The organism is Bacteriovorax sp. DB6_IX, from assembly GCF_000447775.1.
Taxonomy (GTDB): Bacteria; Bdellovibrionota; Bacteriovoracia; order Bacteriovoracales; family Bacteriovoracaceae; genus Halobacteriovorax_A.
The window spans coordinates 1-13,123 of sequence record NZ_AUNJ01000237.1; the positions used below are offsets into that span (position 1 = coordinate 1).

19 protein-coding genes are annotated in these 13,123 nt (G+C 36.6%); 3 read left to right on the forward strand and 16 right to left on the reverse strand.

What is annotated here, in order from left to right:
• The first annotated feature begins 116 nt into the window (after window positions 1-116).
• Window positions 117-284: a hypothetical protein gene (locus M901_RS17765; protein ID WP_021277520.1), complete on the forward strand. Its 168-nt coding sequence runs from the start codon at window positions 117-119 to the stop codon at window positions 282-284.
• Here the strand turns inward: M901_RS17765 and M901_RS07105 are convergent.
• The 7 genes from M901_RS07105 to M901_RS17025 are packed head-to-tail and all read right to left on the reverse strand — an operon-like array spanning window position 267 to window position 4,732.
• Complete coding sequence (locus tag M901_RS07105) at window positions 267-467, reverse strand: hypothetical protein (protein WP_021277515.1); 201 nt, start codon at window positions 465-467, stop codon at window positions 267-269. The two genes, M901_RS17765 and M901_RS07105, sit on opposite strands and share 18 nt — an antisense overlap.
• A gap of 8 nt (window positions 468-475) precedes the next feature.
• Window positions 476-1,408, reverse strand: a complete 933-nt coding sequence (locus M901_RS07110; protein WP_021277517.1) for a hypothetical protein — start codon at window positions 1,406-1,408, stop codon at window positions 476-478.
• The gene (locus M901_RS07115; RefSeq protein WP_021277519.1) at window positions 1,401-2,357 is read right to left on the reverse strand and encodes a nucleotidyltransferase family protein; all 957 of its coding nucleotides are present in this window, start codon (window positions 2,355-2,357) and stop codon (window positions 1,401-1,403) included. The genes M901_RS07110 and M901_RS07115 overlap by 8 nt, the downstream gene beginning before the upstream one ends.
• Before the next feature lie 16 nt (window positions 2,358-2,373).
• Entirely contained in the window at window positions 2,374-3,177 is an 804-nt protein-coding gene (locus M901_RS07120; RefSeq protein WP_034721098.1) for an ABC transporter permease, read from the reverse strand.
• Window positions 3,178-3,179: 2 nt separating this feature from the next.
• Window positions 3,180-3,788 carry an ATP-binding cassette domain-containing protein gene (locus M901_RS07125; protein ID WP_021277514.1) on the reverse strand — a complete coding sequence of 203 codons (609 nt, stop codon included), beginning with the start codon at window positions 3,786-3,788 and terminating at the stop codon, window positions 3,180-3,182.
• 12 nt (window positions 3,789-3,800) lie between these two features.
• Window positions 3,801-4,220, reverse strand: coding sequence for a sodium:calcium antiporter (locus M901_RS07130; RefSeq protein ID WP_021277516.1), 420 nt, complete (start codon window positions 4,218-4,220; stop codon window positions 3,801-3,803).
• Window positions 4,103-4,732: a sodium:calcium antiporter gene (locus M901_RS17025; protein ID WP_081653375.1), complete on the reverse strand. Its 630-nt coding sequence runs from the start codon at window positions 4,730-4,732 to the stop codon at window positions 4,103-4,105. Before M901_RS17025 ends, M901_RS07130 begins: the two co-directional genes overlap by 118 nt.
• A 24-nt stretch (window positions 4,733-4,756) precedes the next feature.
• Here M901_RS17025 and M901_RS17770 point away from each other — a divergent pair, with 24 nt between their 5' ends.
• Window positions 4,757-4,990: a hypothetical protein gene (locus M901_RS17770; protein ID WP_198295360.1), complete on the forward strand. Its 234-nt coding sequence runs from the start codon at window positions 4,757-4,759 to the stop codon at window positions 4,988-4,990.
• Window positions 4,948-5,238, forward strand: coding sequence for a hypothetical protein (locus tag M901_RS07145; RefSeq protein ID WP_157679899.1), 291 nt, complete (start codon window positions 4,948-4,950; stop codon window positions 5,236-5,238). Before M901_RS17770 ends, M901_RS07145 begins: the two co-directional genes overlap by 43 nt.
• On the opposite strand, the gene M901_RS07150 is transcribed toward M901_RS07145, so the two are convergent.
• From M901_RS07150 to M901_RS07190, 9 genes are all read right to left on the reverse strand, one after another.
• Window positions 5,219-6,064: a hypothetical protein gene (locus M901_RS07150; RefSeq protein WP_021277522.1), complete on the reverse strand. Its 846-nt coding sequence runs from the start codon at window positions 6,062-6,064 to the stop codon at window positions 5,219-5,221. The two genes, M901_RS07145 and M901_RS07150, sit on opposite strands and share 20 nt — an antisense overlap.
• 142 nt (window positions 6,065-6,206) lie before the next feature.
• A complete protein-coding gene (locus M901_RS07155) occupies window positions 6,207-7,202 on the reverse strand; it encodes a GHMP kinase (protein WP_021277521.1) in 996 nt (331 codons plus the stop codon).
• Entirely contained in the window at window positions 7,192-7,707 is a 516-nt protein-coding gene (gene hpt / locus M901_RS07160) for a hypoxanthine phosphoribosyltransferase (protein ID WP_021277509.1), read from the reverse strand. The genes M901_RS07155 and hpt overlap by 11 nt, the downstream gene beginning before the upstream one ends.
• Window positions 7,708-7,758: 51 nt before the next feature.
• A complete protein-coding gene (locus M901_RS07165) occupies window positions 7,759-8,532 on the reverse strand; it encodes a uracil phosphoribosyltransferase (RefSeq protein ID WP_021277524.1) in 774 nt (257 codons plus the stop codon).
• Window positions 8,522-9,175, reverse strand: coding sequence for a thymidine kinase (locus M901_RS07170; RefSeq protein WP_369793751.1), 654 nt, complete (start codon window positions 9,173-9,175; stop codon window positions 8,522-8,524). Before M901_RS07170 ends, M901_RS07165 begins: the two co-directional genes overlap by 11 nt.
• Window positions 9,176-9,388: 213 nt before the next feature.
• A complete protein-coding gene (locus M901_RS07175; protein WP_021277518.1) occupies window positions 9,389-10,096 on the reverse strand; it encodes a phosphorylase family protein in 708 nt (235 codons plus the stop codon).
• Window positions 10,097-10,116: 20 nt separating this feature from the next.
• Window positions 10,117-10,989, reverse strand: coding sequence for a hypothetical protein (locus M901_RS07180; RefSeq protein WP_021277508.1), 873 nt, complete (start codon window positions 10,987-10,989; stop codon window positions 10,117-10,119).
• A gap of 121 nt (window positions 10,990-11,110) precedes the next feature.
• The gene (locus M901_RS07185) at window positions 11,111-11,794 is read right to left on the reverse strand and encodes a hypothetical protein (protein ID WP_198295361.1); all 684 of its coding nucleotides are present in this window, start codon (window positions 11,792-11,794) and stop codon (window positions 11,111-11,113) included.
• 9 nt (window positions 11,795-11,803) lie between these two features.
• Window positions 11,804-13,030, reverse strand: coding sequence for a hypothetical protein (locus M901_RS07190; RefSeq protein WP_021277512.1), 1,227 nt, complete (start codon window positions 13,028-13,030; stop codon window positions 11,804-11,806).
• Between the last annotated feature and the right edge of the window lie 93 nt (window positions 13,031-13,123).

Genomic DNA, 13,123 nt, shown 5'->3' on the forward strand with positions numbered 1-13,123 from the left:
TTTTGATGGAACGGTTTATCCATGTATAGGTGCACCTATTCCATCGGGAAGTATTCGCGATAAGAGTTTTTTCCGACATCTGGGAGAATTCTCCTATTTTTAATAAGATTAGGAATTTGAAGTTTTCTGATTTTGAAGATTGCCATTCATGCGATAAGAAAGAATTTTGTAGTCGCAGCTCGGGATTAGTTTATTTAAACTCGGGAAAATATACTGGCAGCGACAAGCACACATGTGATGTCGCTGGAATTGTGAAAGATATGTACTTAAGTGAGAAGAGTTGAACACCCATTTCCAAGAGTATCCTTTCGCCCACCATTGAAACCACCATTGCAGACTTTACCGCCTCCTCCACCACCACCGCCACCTCCGGCGCTAGCAACTTTAAGATCTTCGGTTTTGATCTCAGGCCTTAAGTATTCTTTTTTTACTTTTGTTTCATTCGTTTCTTTCTTTGTGTCGCTCATAGAGTTCCTTATTTGAGATAATCCCAAAAATTATCATCTTTCTTATATTTTAACTGACCAAAGATGATATTTTCTATAGAAAATATTTGTCCCAGTAAATTCATATAATCTTCCTGTGAAGTAACTGGCGTAAGATAAATAAGAGTTTCCTTCATAAAGTTGGCAAGGATTTCACTCGGTTTTTTGAGAAAGAAGCCATCTTCTCCCTCTCTAGAGAGATTTATGAGGCCTGCAACTTCTAGCGGTTTCCAAAACATTTTCGGATCATCGCGCTTTATCTCCGGGATCGTAATACTTGTTGCCTGTGCATAGAGTTTTCCCTCAATCAATCTGAGATAAACTTGATCAGAGCCTATTATTTTCAAACCAAATTTCTTATGACAAAGATCTGCCAATGTCGATTTTCCAACCCCCGAGTGACCAAAGAAGATATAGGCCTTTCCATCTTTGACAACGCCAGCAGAGTGAAGAATTAGTGATTTCGACTTCTTCATAAATGATGAAAATATTGTAGAGACAAGATTATCTAATGAGTCAGGATTAATTTCATTAATCTCAGGAACTAAACAATCAATTTCTCTTAATTGATTTGAAGACTGTGCAATATATTCTCTTTCAATAATATAGGCTTTATTCTCTTCTTCTAAGTTAATGAAGTGAAATCTTGGCCATCTCTCATTCCAGATATCATGACCGATACTTGCATATTCATTGTCAAAACTATAGAGATTTACAATACAGTCAGCTTCTCTTGAGTTTTCGCAGAGAAACTCCTTGTAGTAACAGCGCAAATACCTCTCACTTATATACTCAGATTGAAGTTGAAATCTGATGACGATACCATTTAGCGCAATACTAACAACGGCGCTGATTTTTTTTTGAAATGGAAATGACTTAATCAAATCGAGCTTTGTTTGATCGTAATAAGAGAAATTACTCATGTGCCCACCTATTTTTTAACCAGAGATAATCATAGCGTAGAGCTTCTCTTAAGCTGTCTTTTGTAAAGTGCTTAACGATATAATAGCGTATATAACTATCAGATGTTGAGAGGTAGAAGGAAGAGTTCATCACAAGACCTGCCAATTTAGAAAAAAGTGATTGTCTCAAATAACTTAATCCTTTTGACTCTAACTTAAAAACTGCAAGAATTGAGTTGAGGCAAATTCTGGCACTATTTAACTGCTCTAAGCCCTCTAAAGACTTTTTTATATAATCCCAGTCTAAGTCCTGATCATACTTCAATAAGAAGAGATAGATATCATATAGCCAATGAATAGAGATGAATGTGTGCTGATAACCAAGATGCCCCATTAAATGAATGAGCATATCTTCCCTATCTAATTCATAGAATGAAGAATAACCTTCAACTCTCTTCTTTTTAAACGAAACACCATTTTGCATGAAGAAAAGTCTTGAATGCAATTCTATAACTAATTCATAAGGTCCTATATTCTTTCTAAAATTCGTTTTGAAGTTATTAGCTTCCCACTTATCTTCAATATCTTTTGAGTAACCTAATCCCAAAAGAATCTCCTCCATCTTTACAAACTCTTCAGGAGATAGAAGTAGGTCAATGTCAGCGAGAAATCTTTGAGAGGGGTCTTGATAAATATCTTGAACAAGACAAATACCTTTTAATAAAGTGATCTCAAAGCCTTGATTAATGATATGATCAATTTTCTTAAGCTCATCAATATAGAGTTGATAGATAAGCCAATTTCTCTTCTTTACCTGATTATAAGTTTTGATTTGATCTTTATTAAGAAGATATTCTAAGTGATCACAGAAGAAGACCTCTAGCTTATTCTTAGCAATAAAATGCTTCTGACATTCAAGTGGTAATTTAGAAGTCGTAGAGTCTAAAAACTCTATAAAATGATTACTCATAGAGAAATTCTAGCTTTTATTGAGTAAAAATTAAAGGCTTCTTATCTTTCTTATGTTTCTTAATAGACCAATTCAGACAGCTAATAGAAATGAAATATAAGCCAACTCCGGCTGCGCAAAAAGACAGGCTCAAAGCAAGAGCTTCAGAACTTAATCTCCCGTGATCTAAGATATCTCTCGTTATTTGAAGAAGGTGATAATAAGGAGAGAGGATTTTTATAACAGAGCTAAAAGTTTCGGGATAGGCAGTCACGGGAAAGTAAACTCCTGAAACCATCCCAATAATACTAATAATACTCCCAAATGCAGTTGTTCCCCTCTTCATCACGATAAGTGCAGAAGCTGCAATATTTCCGAAGGCCAAGAGCATTGGAAGAAAGAGCAGTTGGACAAAGAAAGTTAGTGAAAATGAGAGAAAGGTAAAGGGAATCTTAAAGAGATATTTTAAAATCAAGAGATCAACTATAACCATCAGAAAAGTGGCCATTAAAGTTGAGGCTTGCGAAAGTAAGAGAATTTTCCAAAACGGCTTTGGCGATATAAGAAAGAGATTAAAGGTTCCATCACCGGCCATTAATCTTATATTTCTTTGAGCGCTAACTAATGCATCTAATCCTACGGCCATCATAAGCTGACCAGTAGTCGCAAAGAGAAAGAGACTATCAAATTTTACATCATATAAGTTAGAAGGTGTAAAAACCTTGGCAGCAAAGTAGTAGAAACAAATATCTACAAGCGAGATAAATAATCTCGTTAGGAACATCGTCCAACCCGTAAAATTATTTCTCTTCTCTCTTATAATAAAATAGTACAACAACATAGCTAACCGATCTCTACTCTTTGATACCAAGAGCCTTCAATGACCTCATGGTTTGAAAAGACAATGGCCGCCTCAGAATCTTTCATCCATGCAGTAATTTTCTCACGACTTTCTTTATCAATATTAGCAAATGGTTCATCCCAAAGAATAAGCTTTGGTCCATGCATAACGGAGCGAAATAATGACAGAGACTTCTTCATACCTGAAGAACAAAGATAGTATGGAGTTTCTAATGCCTGTGAGAAGTTACCGACTTCAGTCAATATTTGATATTCTCGTAATTTCTTATCTAAGTCTATTTCATAGAGACGAGCAAAGAGTTGTAAGTTCTCCAAACCGGTGAGTTTATAAACAAAAGAATTCTCTTCGGCCGGTGAAAGTCCTAGAAGGCGATTAAGTTCTAGGTTCTTCCCATCCTGTATTAAACCATCTACCTTTATTTCGCCTTTTTCAAGGAGAATGAGACCACATATTAGTTTAATAAGAGTTGTCTTTCCTGCACCATTAGCCCCGTCGAGAAAAACCTTCTCTCCGCTTTCTAGTTTTAAACTAAAGTCTTTGAAAACTTGTTTATCACTATAGGAGAATGAAAGTTTATTAACCTCTAGCATCTCTTTGCCGATTTACTTTACCCAGCTTAAGACAGCTAAGACATAGCAGGCCAAAAAGACAATTCCACTGAAACGTCCGAAGAATCTTTTGCTATAGGCAAGCCCAAGAAGAAAGAGTGAAGCAAAAATAAGAAGCCCAGCTTCAACTGCAAAACTCTGCTTAATAGGAATATCGTAGAAGCTACATGAAGCTAATACGAAGGCCACATTGAAAATATTCGAACCAATAATATTACCTGTAATAATATCTGTGTTCTTTCCTTTTCTACAGGCCATAATTGCTGTTACTAACTCAGGAAATGATGTTCCAAATGCTACAAAGACTGCTGAGATGACAAAGCTATCAACACCAGCAAGGGCCGCAAGAGCAGAACCACTCTTAACCAGAAGCTCTCCTCCAAAATAAAGAAGAACAAAACCAATGAGAAGCATGACATATTCTTTCCAATGAATCTTATCTGCTTCATGAGCATCTCCATATGCCCCGTATGTCTCTGCTTAAGCATTTGCTTAAAAGTATCGTAGAGATAAAAAACAAAGAAAGATCCAAAGAGCGCAGCGGCCCAAGGATAGATTCTATCTTGAAATAGAACAAATACGAGTAGCCCTGTCAGAACTAAGTGTAGGATGAATTGAATTTTAATTTCAGGACGTGAAACATGTAGCTTGACCATAACACCTGAGACACCAAGTATTAAGAAGAGGTTTGCAATATTTGAGCCGACGATATTTCCAAGAGCGATTGGGCTCTCTCCTCTTAAACATGCAAGTTGTGAAACAAAGAACTCTGGAAGAGATGTTCCAAAACCAACAATTAGAAGTCCAATGACAAGTGGTGATAATCCAAGGGCCAATCCAATTTTTTCAGCTGACTCAAGAGCAAATTCCGCTCCGTAATATAGCATGATGATGGCCAGCGCCAAAAGTACAACTTGTAATACCATAAATTCTTTCCAATAATTATTGTTATGAGTAATTTGTATTCTAATCTTAACGAAAAAAAGTTCAAAATTCTAACAATTATCGGATGTTTCGTCGCCGATTTATTCACGGCAGGCTATATCTACGAAAAGATGGCAAAGGAAGAACAGTTTAAAGATGCTGTGGCCGTCTCTTTTGAACTTGCGAAGACTTTAATCCTCAGTTACAAGATATTCCCATGGCCAATATCTATAACGAGCTGTGGCAAATGTTTATGCTGATGTTGGCCTCAATCATACTCTTCTTCCTACTTATTCATTCTCTTATTTATATTGCCCATTACTATGATAAGAGCTTCGCCTATAGCTACACAAAACTCTATGCTTGGAGTGGTGGAATATTAATGACACTCTTTGCAATAATTAATCTCCTTACTCCTCCAGCAGGATTATTTCTCATACCAGGAGCAATCTTACTATTTATCGCAGTTGGGATGAAGAGATTCCCTTTTAAAAGTAAGGAAGAATAAACTTCGTTTTTTCAGGAGACGTCCATTTTGGAGTTTCAATGATTTTATCAAGTAATTTTCTTTGACCAGCAATGGCAAGTAGAAATGAGTCAAAAGCGCGAGGGTTTATAACAAGAATTTCAATATCATGATCATAGATGAAGATATTTAGCTTATTCTCTATCTTCTTAATGATATCAAGTCTCGCTTCTACTCCAATATCAAGATCAGACATATTAACAATATTCTTCTTAAGTAAGATCTTTGATCTGATTAGTTCAATAAGAATAAGATTCACATTGGCCTCAAACATATTAAGAGACTTTGGAAAGTGCCTCTTCATATAAGAGAAGCGCGAAAGAATCATCAAAGATGTATTTCCAAATGAATCGAAAGTAGATTTGAAGAGATTGAGTAGTTGATCATGATAGAAACACCAGATCCAAAAATCTAGCGTTCTATTCCGATAAGGAATGAAACCTTTTTTCAAGCGTCTTTTAAAAGATCGCGACAAGAGATGCTCCACAGGCCATTTCTCAACGATATCCCTTGAGTAATCAAAGAGATCATCAATATTTCTCTCTCTTTCGTAGTGCTTTGGATTTGTCTTTTGAAGCTTTTGATCTTTTTCTAGAATATCTTTTGCCTCTTTTTGTACATGTTGAACTTCACTGACAGGACACTTATGGACCCCTGGACAATCAAGCTCACAATCATGACATGCGGGACGAGATAGAGGAAAATCAATTACAATATTGTCGACCTGGAATTTTTCAATCCATGATCGAATGGCATCGTCACCATCTTCAATATCGTCATCATCTTGTACTTGAAGAACTGACTTCAAGAACCAACGGTCACCATCTTCAAAGTGATCAAGAAGACAAAAGAAAAGTTATCCTTTCTTCCCCCTTTCATACTTAATCCGGCTACACGATTCTTAGACAAGTGACTCTCTCTTATTTTATCGTTTCTAGTCTTCTAGCGGTTCACAGACTTGGAACTTCAAGAACTCTCATCTCTCTTTCTTCTGCTGCTTTCTTTATTTTATCATGATCTCCCTCTTTATGGGTAATGATAAAACAACCACCGCCTCCAGCACCACAAACTTTCATTCCCGTAGCTATCTCACCAAGGGACTTATAGAGTTCGCGCATATCTTCTGTGACAATATTGCTAAAAAGTTTCTCACGTGTTTGCCCTTCCCTAGCAATCAGCTCAAGGAAAGTTTCATAATCTTTATTTCTTAGACAGCTTAAGGCCTCATTTGAAAGATTCGCAATTTGCGTTAAACCTTCTCTTACTCCATTTCGACAATCGAAGAAATCTTTGTAAACTTCCCAATTATTAATTGCTGAAAATCTAAGATTTCCTGAATAAATAAGAGTAAGTCTCTTTTCTAGAAAGTTCTTAAAGTCCTGAGAATAGAGTTGTTCTACAACAATTTCAGAGTCATTTGGAACTAATGCAAGAACTCCACCATAGAGGGCCGGATAATAATCTTGGTATCCACATGGTCCCTTATTTAGAATCTTTGCCTCAATATTTTGAACTGTTTTGATGGCCGTAAGCCTATCAAATTCTCTTCCAGAGAATCTTGCTAATGCTTTATAAATCGTGACTCCCATCGAAGAAGATCCTCCAAGCCCAGCCCCCGGAGGAGAACCAGATTCAAGAGTCACTCGAACATTCTTAGTAATATTAAAATGATGGAGAATTTGGCAAACAAAACTCAGAGGACCAAAGTGCTCACCATCAAAGTTCTCTGCGGTAAAATCTTTAGATAGAAAAGTATTCGTCGACTGATAGTCCTTAGAAACAATCTCGACTAATTCATCTTCTATTCTCTCTATTTGCACCTTGGCCTTCAAACTTGTAGCCAAGTTCAAAGTCACTGTATTTCTTAAAATAACATTGATAGGAACAAGATCAATTGTCCCTCCAAGTAAATCTACGCGAACTGATCCTTGTTCGTTAACTTGCACTATACTCTCCAATATATGGTAACTCACGATAAAGTCCGTTAAAGTCTAATCCATAGCCAATAACAAACTTATCCTCAATTTCAAAACCTAAGTAGTCGATATCAACTTTATGCTCTGTTCTCGCTGGTTTATGAAGTAAACTTGCCAACTTTAATGACTTTGGACTTCTTCCCTCCATTAGAGTTTTAAGCTTAGATATTGTTAAACCAGTATCAACAATATCTTCAACAAGAAGGACATGCTTACCTTCGACATTAACTTTGACATCCTTAAGCATTTTTAACTCACCAGTACTTTCTGTCCCTTCATAACTACTTACCGCTATGAAGTCCAAGAAAACAGGTGTTTCCATTGCTCTAATAAGATCTGCCACAAACATAAATGATCCATTAAGAACGCCGATCACAACGACTTCCTCGCCATTGTAGTCCATGTCAATAATACGAGCGATTTCTTCAACACGCGCTTGAATTTTTTCTGCCGAAATATAAGTTGATACAGACATATTTCCCCCTAAGTCCTATCAAAAGAATTATACGGGAAAAATTGTATCATATCAGACGAAGGAGTTGTTAAGAATTTCTCCGACTCCACCTGCACCAGGGATAATATATTGAATATCGCTAAGACCCTTTTCTTCTTCTGGAAATTCTCCAGGAAGTGCATCTAAAGCTTTCTGCGACGAGAGACCGCGATCTAATCTTAAAGAATAAATCTCAACATCAGGGTGATCCTTTTGCATACGTTGAATATACTCTGGAGTGACAATTAAATGCATAGCAATATACTTCTTGGCCCTTCCTTCTACTGACTTCTTATAGTAGTCAATGGCAAAAGAAAGTGAGCCTCCAGTCGCTCCCATTGGATCAGGAAGAAGAACAACTGAGTCCTCTACTCCACCACCAATTTTAGAACCTGTCACATCTACCCCAATAACCTGGTCATTCTCATCAGTCTTACGGTTCATATAGAAGTGATCCTGCCTAAGTCCCACAGGATTGAGAATATAGTTAAGAGTTTCAAAACAATAGTGAGAAGGAAAGATTCCGGCCCTCGCCAAATCAACAAGAACAACCTTCTGATCAAAGCTGAGTGTTTCTGCGCTCAGAGTTTCTTCCATTCGAGTTGTGACTTGTACCTTTTGCGTCCCAAAAGAATTCCCCAAAACAGCTCTAAAGAATGAATACATTTTTTCCAAGAGCTTATTAAGCTCAGGCTGAATAACATCTTTTGTCGAAAATTTTGTTAAGAGGGTTTCTGAAAATGGATTGGAGAGAATATGAACATTCTCTCCATATTTATGATTTACTTCGCTTAAATTAAATTTCATTCATCAATTCCGCTTGGCCTTCAGCGTTTAAAGTCTTTAAACCACCAAGAGAAATTGAGAAGGCCTTAATATCTTCCTCTTCACCATAGTAGTCAAAGTGAGAGCGACATCTAGCTTCATATAAATCAGTTTCACCAACAAGAACCTGATCCTTGTTATCAGAAGGCTTTCTGTAAGTCTTAGAAGCAGGAACTCCACAGACAGTACAAATTGCAGCAACCTTCATCACGTCATCAGCAATACAAAGTAACTGAGGCATTGGTCCAAATGGTTGACCTCTAAAGTCTTGATCAAGACCTGCACAGATAACTCTAATTCCACGACGAGCTAACTTAGAGATAACTTTAATGATCGTCTCATCAAAGAATTGTACCTCATCAATAGCGACAATTCTTGTTGAATCGTAAACTTTTTGGAGAATATCAATTGCATCAGTAACTGGAGTCGCTTCAATAGCTTGAGAAGAATGACTCACAACATTAGTCTTGTGATATCTATCATCAATTACTGGTTTAAAAATTTGAACTTTTTGACGAGCAATTTGCGCTCTTTTTACTCTTCGGATTAGCTCTTCAGTTTTACCTGAGAACATTGGCCCGCAGACGACTTCAATTCCGCCAATCATGTGCATGTGGTTTCCCATAAAGGACATTTCGAACTCCTTTCTTCAATGTCAATAATGTCTCGTGTTTTACGCAGCGCTCAGCACTGCACGTTGTGTTTTGTGTGTAGAAATATTAAAGCAAAAAAGGGGCCTTCCGTAAACGGCCATGCCCCCTGTGTCATCATATGAATGTAGTGATTTTAATAATATGGCCGAGTAAGATTTTTCTTACTAATCCTTACTCATTCTTACTCAATTAGAAATATTTTTTAGGACTTGAATAAGTGTCTCACCAAGTTTTGCACTGGCCTTATTTAAGTTTTCTAAGAACTGCTCAACATTATCAACTTCAACATCGATAAGATCAGTTACTGACTTAATTGGAAAGAAATCAATTCCATGAAGTTGAGCGGCCGCGGCAACCGATGCACACTCCATCTCTTTAGCCATTCCTTTATTATTGCGAATATGCTCTTCATCAATTTGTGGCATATCAAGAGAGCTTCCAGTGGTCACAACTCCTAGCTTAAAATCAACTCCCTCAAAATATTCCGGACGATGAATCGTTGGATAATGACCTCGCGCAAACTCTGCAAAACCTTCAATTGGAACACGATGATCATGGTACATCGCTGGTTGATCTGTTGTGATAATATCTGCAATATTTGCATCGGCCGAAAAAGCCCCACATGTTCCAGCATTGATGATGAGATCAGGAAAGAACTCAATAATGGCAGATTGAGTATTGAGAGCTGCGTACTCCGTCCCAATGCGATCAACACCATACTCTTTCGACTTTCCATTGAGTGAAATAATAATATCATTTCCCTCATACTCTCCTCTATAACGAGGAAAGCATGAGTGAAGTTTTTCATTGATTGGTAGTTTTTTTAAGCCTAGTTTTTCGATAATTGGCATGGCCTCTGCTTCCATGGCCATGATAATTAGAATCTTCTTCATGAGTCCTCACTCTTACTTAGCTACTTTTGCTGACAAGCTTTTTCCAGCTCTTGAATTCCCTTTCTTAAGTTATATAGTGCCATCATCTTAGTTGGAGCGTCACTAACAACTAATAAGTAAGGGGCATTATATTCTTTACGTCTGTTATTATAACCTCTTCTTTTACTAGCCGTCCAAACACGCTCAACAGCACCAAAACGAAGCTCAAAGTAGTCAGCCTTCTGCTCAGTTTCATATCCAATATATGATCTAGCAGGACTATAACTTGTAATCTTCTCTTCTTCTAGATTAATTCTAAGAACTTGCTGTAATGATTTTCCCGGTTGGACAACATTTGTCGAGAAATTCATCGTACATGTTTTTGGAAAAGTAATTGAATATCTAAGGCTGTAGTCTGACCAAACTAATTTCTGACTTAGGGCCGCACCATTCTTGCTAATTTCGTCTTGGATTTTTTTAATCTTCTCTTCTCTAGCGTAGTCTTTTCCATTAAGTCGTTGGTTTGAGTAATAACCAGAAGATAGTTCCATATTTCTTACGCGAGTATTACTTCCAATAACAGCATTTCCTCTAATAATGGCCCCTCCACCAAGGCTAATATCAGCTCCATCAACAATTGCATCTTCTAGAACTCTTGCGTTCCCGTAAATACGAATATTAGAACCAACAACCTCAGCATTTCCACAAACAACTGATCCTTCTTCAATTGTTACACCTTTAGCAACATAGGCCGAATCGGCAACGCACCCACCTTCATATGAGTCTCCGTAGAAACCGCCATCATTAATCCAAACCTTTCCATCTTTCCCATTACAAGGGCATGGTATTCCAGATTTAACAGCATAGTTTGACTGACTTACTAATAAGAGTGTGAGTAATAAGAATCTCTTCATATGGGCTCCAAGTTTTTGAATTTATATAATTAGATTCTTTATACAATAATTTTTCTTTTAGATGGGCCAAGTCTGTAAAACTTATAAGTGAACAGGTTTCTAAGTAGTTAAAATTTGGAAATTAGTAGAGATTTACGATTAACATAATGTACATTGCCATAAAGATAATGAACATTCCCACAAAGATGAGTGGAGAAATCACAACGATAAATGATTGGATCGTTGTGAACTTGAGATTGTGCTTTAGCCCCAAGAAGATATAGAAAATCTGTGAAATAGACTTAAATAACTTACCAAGTATTGGAATAACTAAGAAGAAATTCCCAACCAGAGAAGTATTCACCACTTCATCTAGCCCCTCTGCTTCAACCTGTTTGTCAAAAAGACTGGCAAAGAAAGAAATGATCACTCTCCAAAACTTAACATAAACCCATGCGGCCAGAGGAAAGAAGACAACTTCAAATAAGAGAGAGAAGAGAAATAATTTTTTCTGGAAGTCATTACTTGAAAGTAAACCAGAGAGAAACCCCTCTTCTTCGATAACTGGTTTAATGATCTCGCTTAAGTGAAAGAATGAAAGCGAATAAATAGAGAAAATAAATACGAAGACCCAAGATATAAAAGCAAAGGTGGCAAAGTCTAACACCAAGCCTTTCTTTTCTGTCACGGGATCATCTTGATCAACAAGAGTGAAGTTTCTTAACTTCTTCATTCTCTCCTGCTCCATTCTTTGATTTGCAAAATCTCGATGAGACTTGATTGGATGCAAAAGAAGATCAATGTAGTTATTTACTAAACTTATCACAGAACTATTCTACTTTATTTTTTCTAAATAGTGAAAAATAAGATCTTTATCTAAGTCTAAAACTTCTAAACCACTCTCAGTATTTCTGACTAAGAAGGTCTGCTTTTCATTCAGAATCTTATACTCTGGAGTAAAGGCCTTCTTATAATTTTCTTTAACTTGATAAGCCTCTCTCACTAAGAGATTTGCCCAAATATTCTTATCACCAAGTTTTGATTTTAAAAGTGTCCTATCCTGATGATCCTTGATTTCAAATTCAGATCCCGCTAGATGAAGAGACTTCTTCCAAAAAAACTGTTGAGGTCTAAAAACAAAGCGGAAAACTTTCGGCTCAACCTGATAAATATATTTTCCGTTCAGAATAAAGTAGCCTATCTTATTCCCAAAGTACTTATAAAACTGGTAGCTCTTTTCACCAACAATAAGTTCACCTAAGCGCTCTCTTAGTGTCGATTTCTTTGCTTCATTCATAAAAACAGCAAGTGCTTTTAATTGCGTTAATCCAGCAATATATTCAGTAAATCTCGCATCAATATATTCCACTCCCTCAGGTGCCTTTGGTAGTGTTTCTTTTAGCTCTGTATCAATTTCATAAGCCTTATTTCGATAAGACTTAATCACAAGTTTCTTTTCTAATTTCAGATTATATAGTGGTATTAGCTCTTTAAAAAAGTTCGACTCAAGATTAAAGAGTTTAAGAACTTGATTGTAACTCATATCAGAGCGATGTTGCTCCTTATCTTGAGCACTACCTGTGTAAGTATTATGATATTTGGCCACAACATACTTCGTTGATTGAGTCGCGAGGTTTTCAACAATCAGATAGAAAGTCTGAGCAAAATTTAACTTCTTCCCTATCTTCAAACGAACTTTTGATTTTTCAAAACCAACTTCAATAAATGAATTATTCTCAGGGAGGATATGCTTTAGAGTTGTTGAGCTAAGCTCATCTTCTTTTAAGACACGTTGAACCTTAAGATTCATCAGCTCTTTAAAAAATCTGTCCAGAGCTTTATTAGAAACCCTAAACTTTCCTTCAACAAGAAACTCCTCACCTTCTTTAGCCAGCGAAAAATTCTCCCCTTTTAAATAAAGTATTTGACCTGCATTTTTTATATCGAGAAGTTTTTCGGCTTGGGCCCTATTCTTATACTCTTCGATTGTCTTCTTCTCTTCAAAGAAATAGATATATCCGATAAGTAACGAGATAATTCCTAAGAAGACAAGATTTCTCATTTAGGCCATTCTCCTTCTTCTAAACTGTACAAGAGCAATTAAGAAAAGAGTTAAAGGTAGTGCAATGATTGAAAAATAGAGAATCACTCGACG

Coding starts and splice junctions, on each gene's coding strand:
- M901_RS17025 (WP_081653375.1), bottom strand. CDS start 4,732: ATGGTATTACAAGTTGTACTTTTGGCGCTGGCCATCATCATGCTATAT.
- M901_RS07145 (WP_157679899.1), top strand. CDS start 4,948: ATGGCCAATATCTATAACGAGCTGTGGCAAATGTTTATGCTGATGTTG.
- M901_RS07170 (WP_369793751.1), bottom strand. CDS start 9,175: ATGGGAAACCACATGCACATGATTGGCGGAATTGAAGTCGTCTGCGGG.
- M901_RS07110 (WP_021277517.1), bottom strand. CDS start 1,408: ATGAGTAATTTCTCTTATTACGATCAAACAAAGCTCGATTTGATTAAG.
- M901_RS07165 (WP_021277524.1), bottom strand. CDS start 8,532: ATGAAATTTAATTTAAGCGAAGTAAATCATAAATATGGAGAGAATGTT.
- M901_RS17770 (WP_198295360.1), top strand. CDS start 4,757: ATGAGTAATTTGTATTCTAATCTTAACGAAAAAAAGTTCAAAATTCTA.
- M901_RS07175 (WP_021277518.1), bottom strand. CDS start 10,096: ATGAAGAAGATTCTAATTATCATGGCCATGGAAGCAGAGGCCATGCCA.
- M901_RS07125 (WP_021277514.1), bottom strand. CDS start 3,788: ATGCTAGAGGTTAATAAACTTTCATTCTCCTATAGTGATAAACAAGTT.
- M901_RS07120 (WP_034721098.1), bottom strand. CDS start 3,177: ATGTTGTTGTACTATTTTATTATAAGAGAGAAGAGAAATAATTTTACG.
- M901_RS07130 (WP_021277516.1), bottom strand. CDS start 4,220: ATGCTTCTCATTGGTTTTGTTCTTCTTTATTTTGGAGGAGAGCTTCTG.
- M901_RS07190 (WP_021277512.1), bottom strand. CDS start 13,030: ATGAGAAATCTTGTCTTCTTAGGAATTATCTCGTTACTTATCGGATAT.
- hpt (WP_021277509.1), bottom strand. CDS start 7,707: ATGTCTGTATCAACTTATATTTCGGCAGAAAAAATTCAAGCGCGTGTT.
- M901_RS07180 (WP_021277508.1), bottom strand. CDS start 10,989: ATGAAGAGATTCTTATTACTCACACTCTTATTAGTAAGTCAGTCAAAC.
- M901_RS07115 (WP_021277519.1), bottom strand. CDS start 2,357: ATGAGTAATCATTTTATAGAGTTTTTAGACTCTACGACTTCTAAATTA.
- M901_RS07105 (WP_021277515.1), bottom strand. CDS start 467: ATGAGCGACACAAAGAAAGAAACGAATGAAACAAAAGTAAAAAAAGAA.